This window comes from Paenibacillus sp. JZ16 (assembly GCF_015326965.1).
GTDB lineage: Bacteria > Bacillota > Bacilli > Paenibacillales > Paenibacillaceae > Paenibacillus_AQ.
Window position 1 is genome coordinate 4753042 of the sequence record NZ_CP017659.1, and the last position, 26016, is coordinate 4779057.

Genomic DNA, 26016 nt, shown 5'->3' on the forward strand with positions numbered 1-26016 from the left:
GAGTTCACGCGGACATAGGATCCGCTATTGTACCATAAACACGGATTAATCCGCGATAAATCCCGCAATAGCGGATCTCTTGTCCGCATATTGCTGCGAAATCGGTAAAAACAAGGAAATAGCGGAACCAGTGTCCTCAAATAACGCAAATCGATGGACTTTAACAATACTGGATGGCGGTATCATAATGAGGGAATCTGTACGCTGCTAATCGCTGCCGAACTGAATAACAGAGTAATACAAAAAGCTTACGCCGTTACATAACGGGTAAGCTTTAATGCGGTATGCCGTACATCCTGCCAAGCTACACGGTTCGCCTCCATAAAATCTATTCGATGCAGCCTGCCCATAGAGAGCTTTTAGAAGCTCTCTCCAAAGCGACCTTAACCGGGCGCTTTTTTCGTTTGCGTCCGGAGAAGGCTGAAATATAGCCCAATCTGCGCCTTGTATCTGCAGATTTCAGCCGTTCACGACGATGCCAACAAGGATGTTGTCCAAGAGTAGGTGTCATTTCCCTGACGAATAATCATTAACTCAGATTATCGTGAAATGCACCGGGTGTGAGAAAATGATTGTTTCGGAACTTCTTTAGCAGCTGATAAGCTGTGGGTGGAATTTCAAAATTTGTTGATTTTAAACAATGACATTGTTTTGACAGACATGGTCCATAAGCGAGGGGGATGATAAGAAAGTTCCAATTTATTGAAAACGATTACAAAAGTGCAAGTGAACAAAAAAAGGAGGAGATGAAATGAAGAACAGCGTTGCAAAGGTGACCGGCATGGTGTTGTTGTTTTCTCTGGCGCTATCTCTCATAGCGGGAGGATGGGTGAATAAGAGTACGGTCCATGCTGCCGGTCTTTCGATCATCGGTGGTGGGGGTTGGAATGAAACGGCGTATATAGAATGGTCACCCCTAAGTAATGCGGAGGGATACAATGTATATGTTAAACAAGCAGGCGCCCCGGATTCCAGCTATCAACAAATTGATAATGAGCTGATTCGACAATACCCTTCCTATTGGAGAGCGGACGCCGTAGGCTTAGCTGCAGGAAATTATGTAATGAGGGTTGAAGCCAGGCTGAGTGACGGTTCGACGGTAAGTGCCGTTTCGAATAACCTGTCCGTAGCGCCGCATGATCGATCGGGGTTTGCTTTTTCCTCAGACTCGCCATACCAGACAGGCTCGGGTGCCTACAATGATGACGGAACACTTAAGGATGGTGCACAAGTTATTTATGTGACCTCCGAAACGGCACGAACCGTCACCCTTGATGTGAAAATCGATAGCTCAGGCGGGGTTCAAACGGGCGTGGGGATCGGCGAGATTTTGACGCTAAGACAAAAAGGATATGATACAACCCCTCTTGCCATTCGATTTATTGGAAAAGTTACAGATGACGACATGAGCGGACAACTGAATAGCAGCGGCTACCTTCAAGTAAAAGGCAAAAACGAATATTCGGAAATGAATATGACGATCGAAGGGATCGGAGACGACGCTTATGCTTATGGATGGGGATTGCTCCTTAGATATGTCGGGGATGTGGAAGTAAGAAACCTGGGACTCATGTTGTTCCCTGACGACGGGATTTCCATGGATACAGGAAACGTCAACGTGTGGGTGCATAATAACGATCTTTTTTATGGAACCGCAGGAGGAGATGCCGACCAGGCCAAGGGTGATGGTTCAACGGATCTGAAAAAAGGATCGACCTATATTACCATCTCCTACAATCACTACTGGGATTCGGGAAAAGCGGCTTTGGTCGGTTTGAGTGAATCGGAGGAATTCTTTGTCACCTTCCACCATAACTGGTTTGATCACTCGGACTCGCGGCATCCACGCATCCGATTGGCATCGGTTCACATCTATAATAACTTCTATGACGGAGTCTCAAAATATGGGGTCGGTGTGACAACGGGAGCTTCGGCCTTTGTGGAATCCAATTACTTTAGACATGCCAAATACCCGATGTTGAGCTCCTTGCAAGGTACGGATGCTCTAGGGGCAGGGACATTTTCGGGCGAAGACGGAGGCGTGATTAAGGCCTATAACAATAGGATCGTAGATGCGGACAGTCTAATTTATGCGAATTCCGATACCGGAACAACTCCGGCAAATGCAACCTCATTCGATGCATTCTTGGCTTCGTCAAGAAGTGAAACCGTACCAAGCTCATACAAAGCATTCGTGGGAGGAACGGCTTATAATAACTTCGATACAACCGTCGATACGGGAGTAAACCGCGTCGACATTGATAACGTGAGCGATGTGGAACAGATCGTTACCGCACAAGCCGGACGCCTGAATAACGGGGACTTCACCTGGGAATTCAATGATGCCGTTGACGACACATCCTATGCCCTCAATACAGCTCTTATGGCTAAAATAAGCAGCTACACCACTCAACTTGTATCCGTAGGCGGGAATTCAACCGGGGCGGAGCCGGAACCAGAACCAGAACCAGAGCCGTCCACCGGAGAACAAGTTCACAACTTCACAACGTCCGGAGCGGAAAACGATTTCTTTAATATTGTAGGGAATCTCTCCACAACCAAGGGAACAGTGGTGTATAACGGCTTAACGCTAACCCAATGTTTGAAAATCGAGAGTTCAACCCGTATTACCTTTACCTCTACGGAAACCGCTACATTAACATTAGTGTTTAATTCGGCAGACGGAACCAAGATCAAGATTGATGGAACGAGTTATACAATGACGAATGGTATTGTTAGTGTGTCACTTGCTCCAGGGGCGCATACGATTACAAAAGATAATACGACGAATCTCTTTTATATGGAGTTGGAGTAGAACAGTCTTCGGTTAAAAAGTGGAGCGACCGTGATTCGGTCGCTTTTATTTTTCCTTTTTAAGACTTCTTAATTATAATTTTCTCAGTGTCCGGTCTAATTTCCATGCTGACTGTATTCGTATCCCGTAGTCATCCCCACCATGTTCCTGTACAATGAAGTGAAAATAAACGGGACGGGCGGAAGGGGGTGGCCAGCGTGTCTTTCAGGTTCAAACCGCTTAAGTCCTGGAGTCTTCGTGCTAAAATTTTGCTGATCTTCCTGCTGCTCATTTCGATTCCGCTCAGTCTGCAGGGCGTGGCTACTTACGTGGATTTTTCCAACTCCGTTGAACGAAGAACCTCCGATTATACTGCTCAATTGGTGGACCAGATCAACCGGAATTTGGACAGGACCCTGATGGAGATGCAGAGATTGAGCTTGATGCCTTTATATGATTCGGGGGTATTGTCCATCTTGCGCAAGTACAGGGAGGAGGATAGTCTGCATCAGCAGCCTACGGTGGAAGAACGCTCCAAAATGCAGCTTTATATCGCCAGCATGACCTTCGACAGGCCAGAGATTGACAGTATCCAGATTTTTGCCGGAAGCGGTTACACCTTCTCGAGCCTGGCTCCTAGTGCGATCGCTGCATATACGGACGTGGAGCGACAGCCCTGGTACCCTGGCGTGGTGGAAGCGAGAGGGGCCTGGGTGCTGCTTCCGCCGCATCGGCCTTCTTACTATCTGGACGGCAATCAAAGCTATTTTTCCGTAGCCAGGCTGATCCGTGAGCCCAATACCAACCGGACGCTCGGATTAGTCAAAATCGATTTGAAGCAGACCTTGTTCAAACAGCTTGTCGAAAATGTCAGGCTGGAAGAGAACGGCGGCATCGTCGTGCAAAATAGCCGGGAAGAGCTTTTCTACACGGCGACCGCAGATGGGGATACGGAGGCGTCCAAGCTGCTTTCGGACCGGATCCTCGAGCTTTCAGGGCATTCGGAGACGGCCAGCCAGATTCTGCATATGGAGGGCAGCAAGTATTTGGTAGTCTCCAACTATTCCCGATATTCCGATATCCATATCGTCAGCTATATTCCGGTGGCGACCCTGCTTGTGGAGACCAAGGAACTTCGCAACTTTACCCTCCTAGCCGGCCTGGTATGTCTCGTTATGGCCGGGGCCTTAGCCATCTTCTTCTCTTATCGGCTGACCAAGCCTCTCGGGACGCTGGTACGAAAAATGCGACTTGTGGAGCTCGGCGATTTCAAACAGAGCGTGCCGGTAACTGAGGATGAAATCGGTCGGCTCGGTTCCGGCTTCAACCGGATGGTAGAGGAAATCGACCGCCTCGTCCATGAAGTGTACGTGCTCGGCATGAGGGAAAGAGAGGCGGAGCTAGCCGCACTGCAAAGCCAGATCCAACCCCATTTTATATATAATACATTGGAGTCGATCAGCATGCTTGCCCGGCAGCGCAATAATGAGGACGTCTCAGAAATGGCCACGGCTTTGGGACGACTGATCCGCAGCGCAGTGGAGCAGGACCGAAGCCTCATCCGGCTTGGCGAGGAGCTTGAGACGGCGGAGTCCTATATTCGCATCCAAAAAATGCGCCATGGTTCCAGGCTGCAGGCTATGTTCGATATCGAAGAAGGGTTGGAAGATTGTTTGGTCCCGAAGCTGCTGCTCCAGCCGCTCATTGAGAATGCGATTATGCACGGGATTGGAGACCGCGAGCAAGGGGGAACGGTATACGTTACGGTGGCGCGTTTTGAGGATGAGGTGCTGTTGACCATTCGGGATGACGGGCGGGGCTTGTCGGAGGATGAATTGGCGGCTTTGCAAGCTTCATTGGAAGAGGCCGGGGATGATGTGGCAGCAAATACGCCGGCGATGCCATTACGCGGTCATGGAGTGGCGCTGAAAAATATTAAACAGCGTTTGCGGTTGATTTACGGCGGGGACTGTGACTTCGAAATCGATGGAAGCTTGGGACAAGGTGCGGCCTTTACCGTGACGCTGCCGTTCGCGAAACAAGAAAAGTAGGAGGTCATCAATGATCAAACTCATGTTGGTGGAGGATGAGGACATTATCCGTAAAGGCATCCGCGATCTGATCGGCCGTGTGGCTCCTGATTTTGAGGTCGTATACGAAGCCGCTCACGGCAAGGAAGCGCTGACTTATCTGGAACGCAATGTGGTGGATGTGCTCATTACGGATATTCGTATGCGGGAGATGGACGGACTTCAGATGGTTGAAAAGCTGCGGACCGCGGGCCATGGGATGCCGATTGTCATTATCAGCGGCTATGGAGATTTTGTATATGCTAAAAAAGCGCTGCAGTTCGGGATCGCCGATTACCTGCTGAAGCCCATAGACCGTAAGGATTTTACGGTTGCTTTGGACAAGATTCGGCTAACCTTGAATTCTTCAAATCGATATGCGGATGGGGCTGAGTCGCATAGCGAGGCGGACGGGGGGCCGCCATCCAGCGAGGGGCGCAGGATGATCCGGAAGCTGAAGGCGTATATCGCTGAAAACCCCGACGGTGATTTGCGTCTGCAGACGTTAGCGGAAATGGTGCATTTAAATCCCTCCTATCTAAGCCAGCTCTTTAAGCAGGAAGGGGGCGGCAATTTGTCCGATTATATCGCCGAAACGCGCATCCGGCGAGCCTGCAAGCTGCTTGAGACGACGAACCTGAAGGTTTACGACATCGCCCGTTTATCAGGATATCAAAGTCCTAAGCATTTTATGCTGGTATTTAAACAGCATATCGGAATAACGCCGGGAACCTACCGGGAGGAATACGGTGTGTAACACTACATAACAAATTATGTTATGTAGTTCTTTTTTTGTGGACAAGAACAGAAAAAAACTAAAAAAATCGTACCTTTTCTGAACGTTTAGTGATTTTTTATATGACCATATGTAAATATAATTAACCTCATCACAACCTTAACTTGAACAATACAGAGGGGGAAGCGGTATATGAAAAAATGGTTGACCGGTTTGTTGGCATTAACACTTGGTGTGGGGCTCATTGGCTGCGCCGGAAAAGAACAGCCGAATAATACGCCAGGTGAAGCCAGTGGCGAGAAGGTGCTGCTCAAATTTGCGACCTGGGGAAACCCGGCGCAGCTTGAGCTGTACAAAGGGCTGACCGACGCTTTCACGCAGGAGCATCCGAATATTGAGGTGCAAATTGACACGATCCCGTTTGCGGACTATCAGCAAAAAATGTCTGTGCTGGCGGCAGGCCAGGAGCTGCCCGACATTGCCTGGGTATCAGAGCGGATGGTACCGCAATTTATGGCCAACGACATTCTGGCCGATGTCACGGATATTGTTCAGGATGAAGCTTTTGACATCGATGACATTATACCTTCGACGCTTGAACTGTTTCGCCAGGACGACAAGCTATACGGACTGCCGTTTTCCACTCCGCCCAGCGTGGTGTTCTACAACGAAGATTTGTTCAAGCAAGCGGGCTTAAGTACGCCAAATGAGCTTGCGGAAAAAGGAGAATGGACGTGGGAAAAGTTCGAAGAAGCCGCAAAAACGATCAAGACGAGCGCTTCTTCACCGAACGTTTACGGAGCTAACTTTTTCCGTGACTGGAAGACTTGGATTATTCTTGCTTCGTATTCTTGGTCAAACGGGAGCGGACCATTTAATCCAGAGATGACGGAATACACTTGGAATGATCAATACGGGGTTGAAACTTTGGACATGCTGAAGCGCATGATGTTTACAGAAGGCTCGCACCCGAAGGCGGGAGAGCAGGTTAATTTTGAATCCGGGCAAATCGGCATGATTTTCGACAACTATAGCTTTGTATCCAAAGCCAGGGAAATCCAAAATTTCAAATGGAGCATTGCGCCAATGCCATCGGGCTCGAAAGGCAGCGTTCCAATGATGGGTCAGGCGGGTTACGTGCTATTTAAAGAGGGAAAACATCCGGAGGAAGCCAAGGAACTGTTGAAATTCCTTGCCGGCAAAGAGGGTGTCCAAAAAACGTCGGCCTTCTTCGTGCCGCCGCGCCAATCGGTGTTGAACTCGGATGAGTTCCTGAGCGTGGAGGGCAATCCGGATGCCGGGCACATCAAGCAGGCGGTCATCGATGAAATGCCTAAAGCAGTTGTGCAGCCGGGACATATCCGCTGGCAAAACATTGACACGGAGATTTTGACAGGCTTTGACGAGTTATTTGCCGGGCGGGGTGAACCGCAGCAAATTCAGGACGAGGTAAAAAGCAAGGTGGATGCTCTGCTGAGCAAATAGTGGAAGCTACATTAGGAGGAACGGGCATGAATCGTTTGGATAAAGCATTAAACGAAGCGCCGGGGCTGCAGCTGTTCGTCAGCCTCCCGGCCAATGACATCAAGCTTGCAGAGGCAGCCTTGGCTTCGGGCGCCGACGGTTTGAAAGTTCATATCAACGTAGGGCACCGGGCCAGCGGCAATCGCTTCGGCACGCTGGGTAGCTATGCCGACATTTTCAAGGACATTCGCTCCCGCTTTAGCGGCCCCCTTGGAATTGTGCCCGGAGGCTCGGTGGAAGAGGTAAACGCGGAGGAAATTATCCGGCTCCCTGAACTTGGCGTCGATTTCTACTCGATTTATGCCTTTCATCATCCTGCTTTTCTGCTGCAGGCCCCGGGATTGGCAAGAACGTTTGCGATCGATAGCGAGTTCGACCGGGACATCGTGCAAGGAGGCCGGACCTTCGGCATCAGCGCGCTTGAGGCTTCCATCGTTCCCGGCCATGAATATGGTACCAGGCTTACCCTTGCCGATCTGCTTCATTACCGCTGGCTTGCGGCACACGGCGGTTTGCCGGTCATTGTGCCAACACAGCGTAAAATCGGGCCGGAGGATATCCCGGCCTTGGCCGACAGCGGCGTTAAGGTGCTGTTGGTCGGAGCGGTGGTCACGGGCAATGAAGCGGAAGGCATCCGCAAGGAGGTTGCCGCTTTACGGAATGCCATCGATCGTCTGTAGAGGTGCCCCACAAGGAGGAAAGCGACATGACCACACTTGAAACGATAAAATCTGAAGGGCCCGGCCGTTCATTTCGAAGGAAGGCAAGGAAGACCAGGCCTTTAAACCGCGGAGACCATTTGGCGGGCTGGCTGTTTGTGCTGCCGATGGTGCTGGGGTTCATTCTGCTGCTGCTTGTCCCGCTCATTATGGCGCTTTATATGAGTTTTACTGATTGGCCGCTGCTGGGTGAGGCCAAGCTCATCGGATTTGAGAATTACCGAACGATTGCGGGGGACGCGGAATTTTGGCGCGTGCTGGGCAATACGCTTTATTTTGCCGTCGGACTTGTTCCGCTGAACATTACTTTGGCATTGCTGCTTGCAATCCCGTTATCAAAAAATATCCGCGGAGCCGGCTTTTTCCGGACATTGATCTTTATTCCGGTCATGACCTCGCTGGTGGTCTGGTCGATTGTCTGGAAGTATATGTTTGCCACGGACTCCGGGTTCATTAACCAGCTGCTGCGCATGATCGGCATTACCGGACCGGCCTGGCTGTACGATACCCGGCTTGCCATGCCCGTTGTTATCGTGACCAGTCTTCTGAAAAATGTCGGTTTGAATATGGTTTTGTTCATTGCGGCGCTGCAGCAGGTTCCGGCGCAGCTCTACGAGGCGGCCAGAATCGATGGCGCGGGGAGAATGCGGATTTTTTTCCGAATTACCGTACCCATGATCACGCCGACGATTTTTTTAACCCTGATGATGACCATTATCGGTTCGTTGAAGGTGTTCGGACAAATTTACGTGATGACACAAGGGGGGCCTTCTGGAAGCACGAAGGTGCTCGTCTACAACATTTGGGAACGAGCCTTTAAGCTGTTCGAGTTCGGATATGCTTCTGCGCTGGCTTATGTGCTGTTTGTCATCACCCTGCTGCTTACGCTGGCACAATGGCAGATGAGAAAAAGGTGGGTTCTGAATGAAAGCTAGTCTATTTGCTAAAAGGGGTAACCCGGCAGGCGGGAACCTGTTCCATTATCTGCTGCTGCTTGCCGTTTCGGTGGTCATGATGACCCCGTTCGTGTGGATGGTCTCGACTTCGCTCAAACAGCCGGCTGATGTGTTTGTTTTTCCGCCGCAGCTGATTCCGTCGCCGATACGATGGGCGAATTATGCGGAAGTGCTGGAGACGATCCCGTTCCATCTATTTTATGGCAACAGCGTCTATATCGCCCTTCTGGTTACCGTGGGCACTGTGCTTTTCTCTTCCATGGCGGGGTATTCCTTCGCACGAATTCCTTTTTGGGGGAGAAGCCTGGTGTTTCTGCTGCTGCTGAGCACGATGATGATTCCGAATGAGGTCATTGCCATTCCGATGTTTCTGTTTATGCGTGAGCTGGGTTGGATCAATACGCATTTACCGCTGATTATTTTGCCTATATTCGGCGCAGGCGGTGTGTTCGGGGTGTTTGTGATGCGGCAATTTTTTCTGGGGATTCCGAAGGAGCTGGAGGAGGCGGCGATGATTGACGGCTGCTCGAGGCTGCGGATTTATTCCACAATCATGATGCCGTTAGCAAAACCTGCAATTGCCACGCTGATCATTTTCACGTTTTTGACGAGCTGGAACGATTTTTTTGATCCGCTGATCTTTATTAATGACCGTAAGCTGATGACTTTGCCGCTGGGATTATCGCTGTTTACCGACGAGTCGGGGACATCGTGGCATCTGCTGATGAGCGCTTCGGTTATGGCGACATTACCACTGCTCATTGTGTTTTTCTTTGCGCAGAAGCAGTTTGTCGAAGGGGTATCCATGACGGGTCTCAAGGAATAGCGTAAATAACGCTTAAAAGGAGGAGTAAAAAGAGATGGACAGCAGGACACGGATCATGGAGGCGGACGTGGTAGTTATAGGTGCGGGGCCGGCGGGCATTGCCGCCGCCATTGCCGCCGGCAGGCAGGGGGCAAGCGTCATCTTGATTGAACGGTACGGGTTTGTCGGCGGGATGTCTACGGCTGCCGGAGTTTATCCTTGGATGACGTTTCATACACAGCAAGGGGAACGGGTCATCGGCGGTATGGCACAGGAAATTGTGGAGCGCCTGATGGAGCGAGGGGGCTCGCCCGGCCATCTTCGCGATACCGTCGGTTTCGTGAATACGCTGACGCCGTACCATCCAGAGATATATAAGGTGCTTGCCGTCGATATGCTGCGCGAAGCGGGGGTGAAGCTCGTCTCGCACAGCTTCGTTGACGAAGTCGGACGTGAAGGCGAATACATCCAGTCCGTGACCCTTACTGGAAAATCGGGGCGAATCAAGGTTGACGGGAAGATGTTCGTCGATGCGTCCGGGGATGCGGACGTCGCTTATCTGGCGGGAGCACCGACGCTTCAGGGGCGCGAAAGCGACGGGCTGTCGCAGCCGATGACGATGAAATTCCGGATGCGGGGTGTTGACGTGGAGGCGATTCGGAAGGCGATGCTTGCTGATCCCGACAATTTTTATCACAAGACGCCGTTTGCCGAACTAGAGAATGAGCGTATTCCGCTCACGGGGGTTTCCGGCTTTTATAAGGAGTGGAAGGCTGCCGAGGTCCCGATCAACCGCGATCAGGTTCTGCTGTTTATCGGGCCGGAGAAGGATGAGGTGCTGATTAACTGTACGCGGGTACAAGGCTTAAGCGCGACCGACGTCGAGGAACTGACTTTGGCGGAGGAGGAAGGGCGCAAACAGGTGCTGATGATGGCGGAATTTTTGAAATCGCGGGTGCCTGGATTTGCCGAGGCCTCCATTTCCTCGGTTGCCCCCCAGATCGGAATTAGGGAGTCGCGCCGAATCGACGGTCTGTATCGGTTAACGATGGAGGACGTGGTGACGGGACGACATTTTGAAGACGGCATTGCGAGGAGCGGTTATCCGGTTGACTTGCATGATCCGTCAGGCAAAGGGATCATGGAGGCTACCATCGAGAATGACGGTTCCTACAGTATTCCATACCGCTGCCTGGTGGCCCGAGGACCAGTAAATCTGCTCGCGGCAGGGCGCTGCATTTCCACCACGCATGAAGCACTGGCGACCACGCGCTTGACGCCAAGCTGCATGGCTACGGGAGAAGCGGCGGGCACGGCGGCGGCCCTGGCCTGCAAGATGGGAATCACCGCGGCGGAAGTCGATGCATCGCAGCTCAGGGAGATGCTGTACGCCCAAGGGGCGATTGTGTGAAGAGACGCGGGCTAGCCGCTCCGGTATAACTTGGGGCGGCTCCGTATTTTTGTAGTGTGTTTGAGGCGGACTGCTTTTTTGCATCTCCTTAAAGCTCGTTTGTAGGTTTCCTTGTTGATTCAGACGAAGAAATTCAAAAGTGTATTGCTGATTCAGAAGTACGAATAGCCTGTGTTCGGGTTGGTGGAGCCTTGGTAAAAGAGTGTTACGGATTTTTTACTATAGGGTTCGACCCCCTTCTATACATACAATAATGAAGCGACCGTAACCGGTCGCTTTTTGTTTACGGTCCCCGTAGCAATTCGGAAACAAGGGTTGTTACGTATATATGGCTGAGCGGGCTTCGTTCAGTCGTGCGGCCATTCCGTCAAGCGGATAAAGATTTTTCGAAGATGACGTATCACCTTTTCTATGTTCAATGAATCTTCATTCCCTATGTGCTTTTAATCACAAGTCACGGTGCATGAGAATGCTAGTTTAGAGAAGTAAACAGAATAGAACTTTATCTTTATATAATGAATCAAAACAGAGGTGATGAACATGAGTGAATTAATTAATAACCGTGAGGAAGGAATTTCTGCTCATCGAACTGCCCGGCTACATTTGCTCAAGGAAATCATTAAAGAGCTTCACCATGGAAAAAGCGTGGAGGAAGTAAAGTCAAAATTCAACCAAGCTGTAGGCGAAATATCGGTTGATGAAATATCGGAGCTGGAGCAAGTGCTGATGCAGGAGGAAGGAATCCCGGTAACCGAAGTACAGCGACTGTGCAGCGTGCATGCTGCGGTATTTAAAGGTTCCATCCAAGACATTCACAGAGCCCATAAGCCTGAAGAGCAGCCTGGACATCCTGTGTTTACCTTTAAGATGGAGAACCAAGAAATCGATCGACTGGCAAACTTCAAAATCGCACTGCATCTGGATCAGTTTCTTAAGGATCAAGGAGAGGCAAATCGCCTCAAATTGCTGGAGGATTTCAGTCTCCTCTATGATGTAGACAAACACTACAGCCGCAAAGAAAATTTGCTGTTTCCTTTTCTTGAGAAATACGGAATTTATGGACCGACCAAGGTGATGTGGGCAGTAGATGACGGTATCCGAATGGGCATAAAAGAAGTGAAATCCAAACTTACTCATTTTGATGGGCATGCCGAGATCGTAGTGGATCTGGCCAGACGCGTCTTAAACGAAGTTACAGAAATGATCTATAAAGAGGAACATATCTTATTACCTATGGCTCTGGAAAAGTTGACGGAGGATGAATGGCTTCAAATTGCTGCCCAAAGCGAAGAGGTCGGTTATTGCTTAATTGCGCCTGATCAACAATGGAATCCTGAAAGAGCAGCTGAGCCTGGCGCAGATCAGGGATTGGCGTCTTCTCCGCTGCAAGAGGGATATATCCGAATGAGTACAGGCATTTTATCGGTCAAACAGATGGAATCGATTTTAAATCATTTACCGGTCGACCTAACCTTTATCGATGAACATGATATCGTTCGATATTTTTCCCAGGGCAAAGAACGAATCTTCGTTCGTACTAAAGCGGTGATCGGCCGAAGTGTTCAGAACTGCCATCCTCCGCAAAGCGTTCACGTCGTCAATCAGCTCCTAGCTGATTTCAAAGCAGGTGTCAAAGATGCAGAAGATTTCTGGATCCCGGTTAAAGATAAGTTTGTCTACATTCGCTATTTTGCCGTAAGGGATGAAGAAGGGAACTATTTAGGCACGCTGGAATTCACTCAAAACATTAAACCGATTCAGGAGCTCACCGGTCAAAAACGGATACTCTCTCCGTAAGTTTATAGAGGACATCCTGACTAACGCGATCCGGCGAATTGTGGTTTCGAGCAGCCACGCTTCGCCATCATACATACTAAAGGGGCTGTCCCAAATGTCATTGTAAATGACGGAGACACGGCCCCTTTTTTCATTTAGTCAAACATAAAGAAACCGCTCTTTGATAAAATGGAGGTACCATCCAACCATAAACCAAAACGAGACGGTTTCTTGGTACATTCATCGCGCCGTTGTACGATTGGAGCCTTTATCGGTGAGGGCGCAGCTAAAGTGGTCAAAAATAGAGTTCGCTGGATTCGCGGACTATTCAAATAATTTCAGAAAGGCGTTAATTCATGAACGAGATATCTTATCGGAAATCCGTGGCATGGGGCAAAACACTTGGCAGTTTACTGTTTGTGCTGACCTGCCTGTTTCTGCTGTATGCGGCTTTTTTTATGGATACTTCCTTTATTCGTAAGTTCTTTTGTATCACATCAGCCATAATAGGGATTCCGTTTTTTGGAGGATATTTGGTTGTCAGCTTGCCAAAGGCACTGAAATCAGACACGCAGCTCATCACCTACGATCAAAATTCCATTTCAGATGGTACGCGGACCGTAGCCTGGACGGAGATTACAAGCATCAGCTACAGCGGCCCCTCCATTCGGGAGTGGCTGCTTCCGAAATTTCCTGTGCTGATTTTTCATTTGAAAAACAGAGAGACCTGGACAGTGAACACGTATTATTTGTTAACCGATACTGAAATTCAGTCTGTCATGAAGCGCCTGCGGGGGCTGGTCAGCCGTAACGGAAAGGAAACGAAATAGATCGGATCGAATCAGACAAAAAGAGCACCGAATCGGTGTTCTTTTTCGTTTTCCTTACAGACTTACCAAGCATCTTCCAAATCAACCCAGCGATGTCTTATCTTGAACTTTGCGTAGTACTAGAATCTCCTCTATAATAATAGGCTAATCTTAAACTGCGTCAGGAGGAAACAATGGACTTTATCAAAAATCAACTAGACGGATATGGCATGAGCGAACAAACCATTGGATATCTCTCGAATATGATCATGGTTGTATTTATCGCGGTGATCTCCGTGCTGGCTAATTTCATAGCCAAAAAAATCGTGCTGAAGACGATTGTTCATATCGTCAACAACAATCGGTATACGTGGGACAATATTATCGTTGAGAAAAAAGTGTTCCACAAGCTGTCGCATCTCGTGCCGGCAATCATTATTTATTTTTCGGCGTCCATCTTTCCGGCTTATCAAGTTTTGATTGAAAAAGCTGCAGCAACGTACATGATTATCGTCGCCATCACGGTGTTGAATGCACTGCTTAATGCGTTTGATGACATTTATCGTTCGTTTGAGGTTTCCAAGATCAGACCGATTAAGGGATACATTCAGGTGGTGAAAATCGTTCTCTTCATCATCGGCGGCATCGTGGTCATCTCCAACCTCATCGGGCAGAATCCTTTGATCATTCTCAGCGGGCTTGGTGCTATATCGGCTGTTCTGATGTTGGTTTTCAAGGATTCCATATTGGGTCTGGTGGCAGGCGTTCAATTATCATCGAATGATATGGTGCGCGTCGGCGACTGGATTGAAATGCCGAAATATCATGCGGACGGTGACGTCATCGATATTACATTGAATACGGTAAAAGTAATGAATTTTGATAAAACGATCACGATGATTCCAAGCTACGCCCTCATCTCGGACTCGTTCAAGAATTGGAGAGGCATGCAAGTATCCGGAGGCAGAAGAATTAAGCGAAGCTTCTATGTCGATACGAGCAGCATCTGCTTTTGCACCAGGGAAATGATTGAGGAATTTCAGAAGATTCACTACCTTACCGATTACGTCACGACAAGAGTAAATGAAATTAACGCCTACAACATCGAACACGAGATTAATACGGAAAGCAAAGTGAACGGCAGGCAGCTTACGAATGTAGGCGTATTCAGGGAATATATCCATCAATATCTGCGGAACCATCCGAAAATCCATAAGGATATGACGCTGATTGTCAGACAATTAGCGCCGGGAGATAACGGACTTCCATTGGAAATCTACGCTTTCAGCAATGACACCAACTGGGGAGTGTATGAATCGATTCAAGCGGATATCTTTGATCATATCTTTGCGGTTGCGCCAACCTTCGGGCTTCGTGCCTTCCAGAATCCAACCGGTCATGATATCGTCCATCTTAAAGAAAGCCCGGAATATTCGCGAGGATATTAGATCGGCTTACGAAATTATTTACAAACAGGTACCCATAGCCCGCACCTTTTAAAGTGTTCGGACCATGGGTACTTTTTTAATATGAGGCAGGCCCTTAAGCGTCTGTTGTTTTAGTTTATGTAATGAAAGTCAGATCAAGTCGTAAAGTCTGCTCGTGTCGACTACTTGAGCAAAGGTATCTTGTAGCGATGCCATAAATGTATCATGGACGGTTTTTGCAGGAATTACCGTATCATTCCATACTACATCTCGGGTGGTGCACGCATCACTGAGCAATAGGACTTCATAGCCCAGGCGACTTGCCGTTCTCACGGTCGAATCGATACAGATGTGGCTCATCATGCCGCCAATGACCAACCGCGTGACTTTAATGGATTCGAGATATTCTTGCAGTTCCGTTTGAAAAAAGCTGTCTGGCGTGTGCTTAACGATGACTTGTTCGTCGGATTGGGGTTTTATGCCTTCATGAATGTTGATCCCTTCGGTTTCGGGGAGGAAAAATGTAGCGTTATACTCCAGAAGAATACACTGAACGTGGACAATAGGCAAATTCTTCTCCCGGAATAGCGACAATGCTTCTTGAGCATGGGTTAACGCTTGATCGGGATTGAATAATTCATTTCTACCTCCTGGAAAATAATCATTCTGAATGTCTACTAATAGTAACGCTGTATTCATGGTTCATGGCTCCTTTACTCGTAGTAAAATCAATTTCTACAAGTATTATAATTTCGGACCCGTGAACGGTGAATTACCCACTTTTTTGTGGGTATGGTGATCATGATTTCATAACTTATAACTGATGCCTTTGCGGTCGAGAAGCTCGGTTTGACCCCGTTCCACCATATATTCAATGCCGATCTCTTGCATAATCAGTACCGCCTCTAACAGCTTCCTCCCGCGTTCCGTAAGATAGTATTCTACGTGTAGCGGATACCCTTCCGTTTTGATTTTATCAACGATCCCGCAGGATATAAGTTCTCTTAAATGCTGTAGCAACATCTTTTGGGTGATCTGATCAATATCTCGCTCCAGTTGGGCTAAGGACGTGTTCCCATTTTTCAATTGATATATGATCATGGTTTTCCATTTGCCTTTTATAATGTCATGAGCAATCTCTAATGGGCAGGTACATCTCTCTCGAATTATCATCGAACTCACCTCTATGCCATCATAACAAATGTAATAAAATCGTGACACTTGAACATAAAAAAAGTAGCATGTAATACCATAAGAAAAGCGACCGCTACGGGTCGCCTTTTTACGTTTTCTCATTGAAAAGGAGATCAGTAAGGTTTGTCACCGACGCTCCTAATGATAGTTCTTGGATTCATTTTCTTTGTATTTGTCATCGCTGTTATGCAGCGCTTGTTTCCGGCGATCGTTGCGGGCTTGTTGCTGTTGCTGGGCCTCTTGGCTGTTTACAGGTGTTTCTGCCAGTTGTTCCACCGTGTTGATCAGGTTCTTGTCCGGTTGGTTCGTACTCAATGGAAAGCACCTCCTTGTTTACTTTTTTTCGGTTATGAAGTTTATTATGTGCTGGCTTAGGAAGGGCTATTCGTAGGTCGTCTTAACAAGCAAAATCTCCAGAAGACTTTTTTTATATACTCCTATACAGAATTTGTTACTATGATAGTAGAAGATGCCTTACACCTGATATTGGAATCAGCTGGGCATTTACATACCTTTCTTCATATTGATTGGATCTATGGAGAAAACAAACAGGAGGGAATATATTGAGTACACAGAGACTGGGAGTTCCTTTGGAAGGCTTTGCGGAGTTCAGCCGAAAGGTCGCCGCCGAAGGTGCCGTACTGTTAAAGAATGAAGGACAAGTTCTTCCCCTTCAACCACACGAAACCGTTTCCGTTTTTGGCAGAACGCAGATTAATTATTACCGCAGCGGTACGGGGTCAGGCGGGAGCGTTCATGTATCCCATACAACAAATCTGCTCGGCGGTCTTCGGGATAAGAAGAACATCACTGTTAATGAAGATTTGGCAGCTGTTTATGAACAGTGGATTGAACAGAACCCTTTCGATAATGGCGGAGGCGGCTGGGCGGCCGAGCCGTGGCATCAGAAGGAAATGCCTTTGACCGATGAGCTGGTATCCGCAGCAAGACAGGCATCCGACAAGGCGATTGTTGTCATCGGACGAACAGCCGGTGAAGACCAGGACAATGCCAATGAGCCGGGCAGTTACCAGTTAACGTCCGAAGAAATAGCCATGCTGCAGCAGGTGACAACACACTTTGAGCAAACGATTGTGGTGCTGAATGTGTCCAACATTATCGATATGAGCTGGATGCGTGATGATAGTTATGCACACCCGATTTCCGCTGTGATCTATGCTTGGCACGGTGGCATGGAAGGCGGCAACGCCATTGCGGACGTATTGGTTGGCGAGGTGACGCCAAGCGGCAAATTAACCGACACGATTGCTTACTCGATCGAGGATTATCCATCGACTCGTAATTATGGAAATGAACTAAAGAATGTTTATCAAGAAGACATTTATGTGGGTTACCGTTTTTTCGAAACGTTTCGACCCGCTGCTGTCCAGTATGAATTCGGTTTCGGGTTGTCGTATACGCAGTTCGAAATCGAGCCGCAAGAAGCCAAGTTAACGGTCAAAGAGGGAACACAATATATTGAGATCGGTGTGAACGTAAAAAATATCGGGACCACCTATACAGGCAAAGAGGTTGTTCAAGTTTATTACGAAGTGCCGCAAGGCGTGCTGGGTCAGCCTGCCAAGGTGTTGGCGGCATTCGGGAAGACGCAGGAGCTTGGACCGGGCGATTCGCAGCAGCTTACGATCAGCTTCCCGGTTCATATCATGGCTTCCTATGATGATGCAGGTGTGACGGGGGTGCTTTCCGCTTATGTATTAGAGGCTGGAACATACCGTTTGTATGTGGGAACCAGCGTGAGAAATGTGGAGCCCATCGGTTTGGATGGCCAAGATGGTTACGTTGTACAAGCGCTGCAAGTCGTGGAGCAGCTGCAAGAAGCCATGGCGCCAACGGAGAACTTCACACGTATGAAGCCGGGCGCTCGAAAGGAAGACGGCTCCTATGAACTCACTTTTGAAGAGGTGCCGCAGCGGAAGGTTTCCATGGAGGAACGCATTCATCAAAACCTGCCGCTTACCTTGGAGCAAACAGGTAATCGAGGTTATACCTTAAGGGATGTGTATGAGGGAAAGGTCAGCATGGAAGCTTTTATTGCTCAATTAAGCGATCAAGATCTGGCGGTGATCGTCAGAGGAGAAGGCATGAGCAGTCCGCTGGTAACAGCAGGAACGGCCTCAGCTTTTGGCGGCGTGAGCGACAGCTTGCTCGACTACGGAATTCCGGTGGCTTGTACGGCGGATGGACCGTCCGGGATTCGGATGGACAGCGGGCAGCAAGCAACGCAGGTGGCCATTGGCACCTTGCTTGCGGCTACATGGAACACCGAGCTAGTCGAAGAGCTCTATGTGATGGAAGGCCAGGAGTTACTCAGCTACAACATCGATACTTTACTTGGACCGGGTCTGAACATTCGGCGCAGCCCACTGAACGGACGCAATTTTGAATATTTCTCGGAAGATCCGCTGATCTCAGGCGCGTTTGCTGCGGCATGCACGCGCGGGATTATGAAGGGCGGCTCCAATGCCACCCTGAAGCATTTTGCCTGCAACAACCAAGAGAAGCATCGCAGTAAAGTCGACGCTGTTGTGTCTGAACGCGCCCTTCGGGAGATTTACCTGAAAGGTTTTGAAATCGCGGTGAAGCAGGGCGGAGCGAACTCGATCATGACCTCATATAATCCGATCAATGGACACTGGGCGGCTTCCAATTATGATTTGAATACCACGATTCTGCGTGGAGAGTGGGGATTCCATGGCATCGTGATGACCGACTGGTGGGCCATTATGAACGATGTGGTGAACGGAGGCCCTGCCGATCGCAAAAACACGAACTGGATGGTCCGCGCCCAAAATGATCTGTACATGGTGGTTATGAACTACGGTGCGGAAATCAATGCATGGGAAGACAATACTTTGGCATCTTTGGCAAATGGTACGCTGACCCGTGGAGAGCTGCAGCGCAGCGCTATGAACATTTGCCGATTCCTGATGCATGCACCGGTATTTTCAAGAAAACAGGTGATCGAGGAAGCCGTCGGTGCTTTTAAAGCGGCTCCTTCTCTCGCATCGGAACATGCCCAAACCTTATCGGAGAGCACACAAGTAAAGCCGGCTGCAGCGGGGCCGACTTATGTGAAGGTGGAAGATTCCGGCGAGTACCGAATTATTGTGTGCATTATGTCTCCGGAAACCGAACTAGCCCAAAGCGCGTGCAACGTCACGTTGAACGGTCAACCGGTGATCACGATTCAAACGAATGGTACCGACGGCAGATGGATCAAACAGAAGCTGGTTAAAGTGGAACTGGAAGCAGGTTATTATGAGATGAAGCTGGATTTCGTCAAGCCCGGCTTGCAGATCGACTGGATTGAATTTAAGCGGGTGTAAATCCAGAAACACAGGGGGTATCCGATGGATCTAAGATCTTTCGGACGCCCCTTTTTCCTCCTTAACAATATGAATACACCAATTGCACGTTGCTGATATCCAATATAATGTGACGAATGTCATCGAAAAAATATTTAAAATTCGAATAATAAGGATGATGCAAGAACTTAAAAACAAGAGAGGGTGTGAAGCGTTTGGCAGCAACGATCCGTGAATGTGTGGAACAAGACTATGTTATTGAGCATGTGAAGCAGCGATTTCATTGCATGGTGTTATGGTGTGAAGGGCGTGCATGCCTGGAATATAACGGCGAGGAAGAGCTAGCGCGAATATCGGAATACGTAAAACAAACGTTTGACAAAGAGCTGCTGGACGTATTCTTCACAGCTGTTGAGAGCATGCCGCTGGACGACTAAAGGGTATAGATATGTGCTATTTCCTTGGTTGTCTTCGGACAGGGGAGCGACTCCCCTTGTCTCCACTATGTTAAACCACATTCTCATATGGACGTGTTTTTTACGTTTTCAATAGCATGATAATCAAAATCCATCCGTACGAGGATGGATTTTTTGCGCGTTGGTTAAGGTGTTATCATCAATTTGTTCAGTATATATTGTGACTAGAGTCTACAATGTTCAACAATCTGAGGTTCCTACTACAGCAAAGTTCAACATGTTCCTTCATGATGTTCCATGATATACTAAAATAAACCAAAATATAGTTCTTGGAGGTACTATGCGGAGACCGATATTAGGACTTAGTACTCGGGTTGAAACCAATCTGAATGTCGCACCCAGGCAGCAAGCTGCAGTTCGCTTAGAAGGAGTTGCATTAGAGAAAAGGTTGCGCTCAAAACGCTCAAGCGCTTTCATAGAAGCGATGGCCAAGCTTGATGCTAGCGGTGTGGTTGCCACAAAGGAGAAAGTTCAAGAGCTTATAGATCAAATAGCCAGTGAATTTCCCGAGTTAGCGGTGGATCAGCTTCCGTTAGGTATTGTGAGTAAGTGTTACTTGGGGAATCCTTATGAAGTCCATTCGCTAGATACTAGATTACAGATTCTCGATCATTATAAACGAGGAGAAATCGTTCCAAACGGCATGGAAAAGGCTAGAAGACTGGCTATGCATCCTAGCTATGCCTACATCGAGGTATATATGAATATGATTGCTGCAGTATCCCTATCTGGAGAAGTATCTATGATTAAGGAGTAGATGAACGATGTCAAATCATCAAACGATCTCAACGGCTAACTTGAGTCGGATCGAAAATTCATTGAGCGCAATTAATGACAATATTAACGGAGTATATCAACAGGTAGCTACAGTAGAACAGCAACTGGAGGATACGCAGAGCGATCTTGCGCTGCTTGCAGAAGAGTTTCGGGAATATGTACGCCAGGATGGCTTGATCAAAAATGTGCAGTTAGCAGAGACGAGATTAGTTAAGGTTAGGCAAGAGCTTGAGAATAAATTCGGCCACTATGAGGATGTTCGTCGAAGAGCGATTGGAATATTGCAAGCGGTCGACACCAGTTTGGTCCGTAAGGATACAATCGAGAATGCATCGGAAGAACAGTTGCTGGCTGCTCCACGGTATTGGCTAGCGCCATGTTTAATCGCATTATCCGCATGGCTTAGTGATAATAAGGAGCTGGCCGAGAAGGCAGTTGTCGAAGCTTTGCGAAGAGATGATGAGAAGACATCTTTGTTTTTTGCATTGGTTACACGCCGAGGAGGCCGTTATCAATCAAGCCGGTCTTGGTTGGAACGATATTTCGGTCAGCAAGATCCGAATGAACTTAAGAGAGAAATCGTTATTTTGATTGATGGCTTTTCTAACGGAATTTTTGGTCCGGAAGCTAGAGCGAAATGCGGCTTATTAATAAAAAGCTGGTTGGACGAGCTATCACAAAAAGCAGGTTTTGTCGAAGCACAGCGAGACCAATGGAAGAAAGCGCTTTTGTCGCGTACAGAAAAGCTGAGTGCTTCAAAATTTCCTCATTTGAGGAAATACAGTCCGACTTGGCCACAGCTCCAGCGTGCGCTTGAGGGTGCACAGCTGCATGATATTATTTTTCAATATTTCAATTTTATACTTACTCAAGAGATCGTCCCTTCTAAAAACTTGGCTTTTGCAGTAGACCAACTGCTCGACATTTTGGTTCGTGAATTCGACGAGGAAGAGCTGCCGTTGCGTCGTGAAGAACGATTAAATGAATTAATCATAAAAGAAGATGGAGACAAGAATACGGCCCAGAACTTGTTCGCAAACGAGAAGGTCGTTGAGGAAAGACTTGATTTTACACAGCTGCTAACGAACTTTTCCATGTATCCTACGGAATCCAACGCTTCTGTTGCTACCCAAAAGCTCGCCATAGCCCTATCGAAGGAATGGATAAACCATGCACATGATGATCTAACAGCTGAAAATCGTAATGCTGTCCCTATCGATATTGAGATTAAATTGGATGATTGGACGGGCGCTTCGAGGGACGGAAGTAATGAGGAAGAGCTGATCTCCAGTTTGCAACAGCATATCCAATTGAAGAAAGAGAACGCTTTGAAAAAAAACAAACTTGGCGCCAAACATTGGGTATCCTTAGCCGCAAGCATTGGGTTCTTTGTATTAGGTATGAGCACACTATTTTTATTTATTGTTTCTGCCATCTGTTTGTTTATTTTCTTGAATGGTCTGAGGATTGTCAAAAAGAATGTACAACTAATTGAACAGAATTATGAGGAACTTTTCGCAAATCATAAGCAAATTTTAGTGGCGACTTTAAGTGACGTTGTTGATTATCGTCGCGAGTATGAGACTGAAGATGCTAAGGCAAGTAAAGTTGATGAGCTTCTTGATCAAGTTACACCAGAGCAATATACATATTCGACCTATGATTCTGCTAGAGCCGTTATTTCGTCTAACTAAGAGGGAGTGAAATCCGGATGTTAAATAGAAGCAAACCTATCATTCAGAATACTTCGACAGAGCCGGCTGCTCAAATGCAATCGAAGCTGGATCTGAAGATTGAAGAGCTGCAAAGGCAAACCATTAACGAATCATTAGCGGAAAGTTTTCCTGCATGGGATTTGAATCCGCCGGCTGTACTAGTTCGTAGACGGAGTTCCAAAATATTATGAATCCTCCGAACTATTATTCCGAATGGACACAGCTGTTTCAGCAACTAAAAGAACTTGGTCAGGAAGATGAGAAGATCATTTCTGTTCTGGAAAAAGGCCGGTTGGAATGGACTTCAGGTGTAGCTGATAAAATTGTGAAGTGTACCTATGATGTAATTGAATTTAAATTAAAATATGCGACGCGCCTATTTCAGCAGGAATTAGATCATTCACGCGGCGAGGAAGCAGCCATTATTTCCGCCATTATAAATGCCCGTTATCGATTTGATTTGCTGTATCGTTTATGCCGCCTTTCTATTTTTCCTGAGGATGTCAAGGAAACTTTGATCCAAGTTGTAAGTAAATATGTCGGAGATTCTCAGGAAGCATTATTAGAAAGTGCAAAGCATGATCGAACAGGTCAACTTGCGTATACGATTAGACATAACAGTTTGACGCAGCAACAGACGCAAGCTCCAGCGGCTGCGGCTCGTGAGCCGTCTGATCCAAAGGAGTCTGGTTCTGATCCATTTAAGTCTAGAAGAAGGGTGCTATTTTAAATGAGTGACTTGCAAACATGTTTGAAGACCATGGAGCAATATTTGAAAGCGAGAATTCCCTTTATTTCTATACGTACCGCGGAACGCTCTCGTGCGCTTAGCTTTATAGCTCAATTATCAACAAAGCTAAATTTAAACATTGGCTACCATACGTTATCCCAAGGAATGAGAGATATATCAACCAATCGGCTTCTCAATGAGGACCGTTCGGTTATCGGTGGACTAGATTATGTGACACAAAAAATCGGTCAACTGCAAAATCAAACGTTTGTTTTTACAGAGGTACAAGAGCTTGAAGACGATACTCGAATGGCAAGACAATTGCAAGATGCGGTAATGCTTGCTACGGAAACAGGCGGGTCGATTGTTGTGATTACGAATAATCCTGTCTGGGGGCCATTGCAGCGTCTCGGCATGTCGATAACGCTGTCTCAGCCCAACGAGGATGAAATGCTGATCATTATTCGAGATCAAATCAATCCTTATCGAAGTGAAATGTTCATTGAGTGGCAGGATGCCGAGGAGAGACAAGCGGCCGCTATACTTGCGGGCATAAGCCAAATCGAGGCTGAAAATGTGATCGCAACATTATTAGCTAACGGCAGTATTATGAACGAGAATTTAAAGGAATTAATGCATGCCAAAGATAAGATTTTTGCCGATATTTCTGGTATTGAGCGAGTTATTGTAAGAGAGGACTATCAAATTGGCGGTTTAGAAGGTCTTAAATTATGGCTTGAAGCTAACCGCCAGTTATTGACGGCTGACTTGCGCGAGCGCGGCATTCGCCCGCCAAGAGGAATTTTGTTGGTTGGTGTTCCAGGGTGTGGGAAGTCTTTATCCGCTAAGGCAATCGCATCCTTATGGAACCTGCCGCTGTATCGGTTGGATTTATCCACCATACATGGACAGTACTTAGGGCAGAGTGAGAATCGTTTGAAAGAAGCGTTATCAACAGCCGATCATGTGGCGCCATGCGTATTATGGATTGATGAAATTGAGAAGGGTCTTGCGGGCGCAGTAGGTGGAGGCGATGGAGGCACATCGACCCGTCTGGTTGGCCAGTTCCTGTATTGGTTACAGGAGAGCCTCGCTAGAGTCTTCGTTGTGGCAACCGCCAATGACGTATCGAAGCTGCCCCCTGAACTGCTGCGCAGAGGCCGTTTTGATGAATTGTTTTTCGTGGATTTGCCAACGGCGAGTGAACGAGAGGAAATTATAAAGATTTATATTGAAAAGGGATTGAAGAGAACAGTATCGAATGAATTGTTGCAACAGTTAGTAAGGCTGTCGGAGGGCTTTGCCGGTGCGGATTTGGAAGCTGCTGTTCGAGATGTAGTGAAGCAAGCCTTTGTAAAAGGGGACGATTCCATTACAGATGAAACGTTTATAAACTTTTTTACCAATGTTGTGCCGCTATCTCAAACAAGTCCTGAACAAATTGAAGCGATACGTACTTGGGGTAAAGAAAGAGCAGTCCCAGCCGGTAAATTAAATGAAGAGCCGAATGGGCATGGCGTTCACCGGTCAAGCGGACGAAAAGTAATGGTATAGTATACGAATATAAACTGATCCGATCAGCGCTCGGGCCCGTTTAATGACGGCAATATCGCCGTATTCTCCACAAATAACAACCCGCTCATTGAGCGGGTTGTTATTTGTCTAGGATTGAAGAATCCCCAAACCTGTCGTTTGGGGATTCTTAATAGAGGGGACATATGGTATCGAGGGTGTTTGAGGGCTGAGGGATATGATTCAAGAAAAGACTCATGAAGTTCATGTGTTTATTCACTTATGGCATCTACAACCATGGCCGTTAGCTCGTGCACGGTATGTTCGTTTAATGGACGCTGAATCTGGTACATAGCCATACTCCCGGACATACGCGCCGTGATGTCAAAATGCCACTTCGTTAATCCGCTGCCGGATAGAAGTTGGTTTCGATAGGTATGACGATGCAGCAGCGGCAGCTTCTCTAATTTATCAATCTCACGTATATGTAGTTGACTGCAATCGGTCTTCACGAGCTCAAAAATGCCAGCCAGCGGCAGGGGATTATTGGAGAATTGGGATGTGACGGGGACGGCGTACTTGGTTTCACGCTCGAACAAAGGTCGAAATTGCCTGGAATCCATACCGAAGACTTCAAGGCTTTCCTGCCAAAGCTTTTGTTGAGGATAAGCTGGCGTTGCGTAAGGAATATTTTGTTGGTCCAGCGTCACAGCGATAATGTCATCCGTTAATAATTGGTAGCCTTTCTGCAGAAAGGCAGAGGCCAGCGTCGACTTCCCGTGTCCGGAATGGCCGATGAAGGCATAGGCTTTATGGTCAATCACTACCGCGCTGCCGTGCAGGGGGAGTATTTTACGCTGCAATAAAAGGGCACCCATACAAGATCCAAGCACGTACAGCCGGATTTTATCCTCCGCTGCCCCCTTCTCTGGAGAGACAGAGATGGTCGACCCGTTCTCTATTGCAAAAATAGCGAGTTCAGGCACTCTGAACATGACCATATCTTCAGTACATACCCATGTTTTATTCGATTTATCAGATCCTTCAAGCCATCTTTCAGTCAGATCAGCATAACGGACGACAATATCGGCATAATCATCCGGGAGGACGACGGGCTGTAACTCAGGCAGGGGAATGTCACTATGAATGGAAAACCCGAAGGCCTTATATGTGGTTGGCTTAAACGTTTGAAGCATGGTCCTCACTCCAATGATTAATATGCGAATAAAAAAAGATAGCCCTTATACCCGATCAGGC

Annotated in this window: 22 protein-coding genes; 18 read left to right on the forward strand and 4 right to left on the reverse strand. The window is 47.7% G+C overall.

Going from position 1 to position 26016, the window contains the following annotated elements; genetic code table 11:
* Window positions 1-751 precede the first annotated feature (751 nt).
* The 11 genes from BJP58_RS21470 (at window position 752) to BJP58_RS21520 (ending at window position 15047) form a co-directional block, all read left to right on the forward strand.
* Window positions 752-2815, forward strand: a complete 2064-nt coding sequence (locus BJP58_RS21470; protein WP_194540477.1) for a pectate lyase family protein — start codon at window positions 752-754, stop codon at window positions 2813-2815.
* A gap of 197 nt (window positions 2816-3012) precedes the next feature.
* A complete protein-coding gene (locus BJP58_RS21475) occupies window positions 3013-4845 on the forward strand; it encodes a cache domain-containing sensor histidine kinase (RefSeq protein WP_194540478.1) in 1833 nt (610 codons plus the stop codon).
* 10 nt (window positions 4846-4855) lie between these two features.
* Window positions 4856-5620, forward strand: a complete 765-nt coding sequence (locus BJP58_RS21480) for a response regulator transcription factor (RefSeq protein WP_194540479.1) — start codon at window positions 4856-4858, stop codon at window positions 5618-5620.
* A 171-nt stretch (window positions 5621-5791) separates the two neighbouring features.
* Entirely contained in the window at window positions 5792-7084 is a 1293-nt protein-coding gene (locus BJP58_RS21485) for an ABC transporter substrate-binding protein (RefSeq protein WP_194540480.1), read from the forward strand.
* A 26-nt stretch (window positions 7085-7110) separates the two neighbouring features.
* Entirely contained in the window at window positions 7111-7803 is a 693-nt protein-coding gene (locus BJP58_RS21490; RefSeq protein ID WP_194540481.1) for a hypothetical protein, read from the forward strand.
* A gap of 26 nt (window positions 7804-7829) precedes the next feature.
* Window positions 7830-8777: a carbohydrate ABC transporter permease gene (locus BJP58_RS21495; protein WP_194540482.1), complete on the forward strand. Its 948-nt coding sequence runs from the start codon at window positions 7830-7832 to the stop codon at window positions 8775-8777.
* Entirely contained in the window at window positions 8767-9624 is an 858-nt protein-coding gene (locus BJP58_RS21500; protein WP_071219263.1) for a carbohydrate ABC transporter permease, read from the forward strand. The genes BJP58_RS21495 and BJP58_RS21500 overlap by 11 nt, the downstream gene beginning before the upstream one ends.
* Window positions 9625-9658: 34 nt before the next feature.
* On the forward strand, window positions 9659-11014 hold the full coding sequence (locus tag BJP58_RS21505; protein ID WP_194540483.1) for an FAD-dependent oxidoreductase: 1356 nt from the start codon (window positions 9659-9661) through the stop codon (window positions 11012-11014).
* Between the two features lie 540 nt (window positions 11015-11554).
* Window positions 11555-12811: a DUF438 domain-containing protein gene (locus BJP58_RS21510; protein ID WP_194540484.1), complete on the forward strand. Its 1257-nt coding sequence runs from the start codon at window positions 11555-11557 to the stop codon at window positions 12809-12811.
* 335 nt (window positions 12812-13146) lie between these two features.
* Entirely contained in the window at window positions 13147-13620 is a 474-nt protein-coding gene (locus BJP58_RS21515) for a DUF5381 family protein (protein ID WP_194540485.1), read from the forward strand.
* A 173-nt stretch (window positions 13621-13793) separates the two neighbouring features.
* The gene (locus tag BJP58_RS21520) at window positions 13794-15047 is read left to right on the forward strand and encodes a mechanosensitive ion channel family protein (RefSeq protein WP_194540486.1); all 1254 of its coding nucleotides are present in this window, start codon (window positions 13794-13796) and stop codon (window positions 15045-15047) included.
* 129 nt (window positions 15048-15176) lie between these two features.
* Here BJP58_RS21520 and BJP58_RS21525 read toward each other — a convergent pair whose 3' ends face one another.
* The 3 genes from BJP58_RS21525 to BJP58_RS21535 all read right to left on the reverse strand — a co-directional run bounded on the left by BJP58_RS21525 (window position 15177) and on the right by BJP58_RS21535 (window position 16535).
* The gene (locus BJP58_RS21525; RefSeq protein ID WP_194540487.1) at window positions 15177-15725 is read right to left on the reverse strand and encodes a cysteine hydrolase family protein; all 549 of its coding nucleotides are present in this window, start codon (window positions 15723-15725) and stop codon (window positions 15177-15179) included.
* Between the two features lie 108 nt (window positions 15726-15833).
* A complete protein-coding gene (locus tag BJP58_RS21530; protein ID WP_233354715.1) occupies window positions 15834-16322 on the reverse strand; it encodes a winged helix-turn-helix transcriptional regulator in 489 nt (162 codons plus the stop codon).
* Window positions 16323-16358: 36 nt separating this feature from the next.
* On the reverse strand, window positions 16359-16535 hold the full coding sequence (locus BJP58_RS21535) for a hypothetical protein (protein WP_181469815.1): 177 nt from the start codon (window positions 16533-16535) through the stop codon (window positions 16359-16361).
* Between the two features lie 248 nt (window positions 16536-16783).
* Here BJP58_RS21535 and BJP58_RS21540 point away from each other — a divergent pair, with 248 nt between their 5' ends.
* From BJP58_RS21540 to BJP58_RS21570, 7 genes are all read left to right on the forward strand, one after another.
* On the forward strand, window positions 16784-19570 hold the full coding sequence (locus tag BJP58_RS21540) for a glycoside hydrolase family 3 C-terminal domain-containing protein (RefSeq protein WP_194540488.1): 2787 nt from the start codon (window positions 16784-16786) through the stop codon (window positions 19568-19570).
* 194 nt (window positions 19571-19764) lie between these two features.
* Window positions 19765-19986 (forward strand): hypothetical protein, encoded by a 222-nt coding sequence (locus tag BJP58_RS21545; protein ID WP_194540489.1) that lies wholly within the window; start codon window positions 19765-19767, stop codon window positions 19984-19986.
* Window positions 19987-20449: 463 nt separating this feature from the next.
* The gene (locus tag BJP58_RS21550) at window positions 20450-20782 is read left to right on the forward strand and encodes a hypothetical protein (protein ID WP_233354716.1); all 333 of its coding nucleotides are present in this window, start codon (window positions 20450-20452) and stop codon (window positions 20780-20782) included.
* A gap of 7 nt (window positions 20783-20789) precedes the next feature.
* Window positions 20790-22496: a hypothetical protein gene (locus tag BJP58_RS21555; protein WP_194540491.1), complete on the forward strand. Its 1707-nt coding sequence runs from the start codon at window positions 20790-20792 to the stop codon at window positions 22494-22496.
* Between the two features lie 17 nt (window positions 22497-22513).
* Window positions 22514-22708 (forward strand): hypothetical protein, encoded by a 195-nt coding sequence (locus BJP58_RS21560; RefSeq protein WP_194540492.1) that lies wholly within the window; start codon window positions 22514-22516, stop codon window positions 22706-22708.
* Entirely contained in the window at window positions 22705-23247 is a 543-nt protein-coding gene (locus tag BJP58_RS21565) for a hypothetical protein (protein WP_194540493.1), read from the forward strand. Before BJP58_RS21560 ends, BJP58_RS21565 begins: the two co-directional genes overlap by 4 nt.
* The gene (locus BJP58_RS21570; protein ID WP_194540494.1) at window positions 23248-24801 is read left to right on the forward strand and encodes an AAA family ATPase; all 1554 of its coding nucleotides are present in this window, start codon (window positions 23248-23250) and stop codon (window positions 24799-24801) included.
* 230 nt (window positions 24802-25031) lie between these two features.
* Here the strand turns inward: BJP58_RS21570 and BJP58_RS21575 are convergent, their stop codons facing one another.
* Window positions 25032-25955, reverse strand: coding sequence for a phosphoenolpyruvate carboxykinase (ATP) (locus tag BJP58_RS21575; RefSeq protein WP_194540495.1), 924 nt, complete (start codon window positions 25953-25955; stop codon window positions 25032-25034).
* Window positions 25956-26016 lie beyond the last annotated feature (61 nt).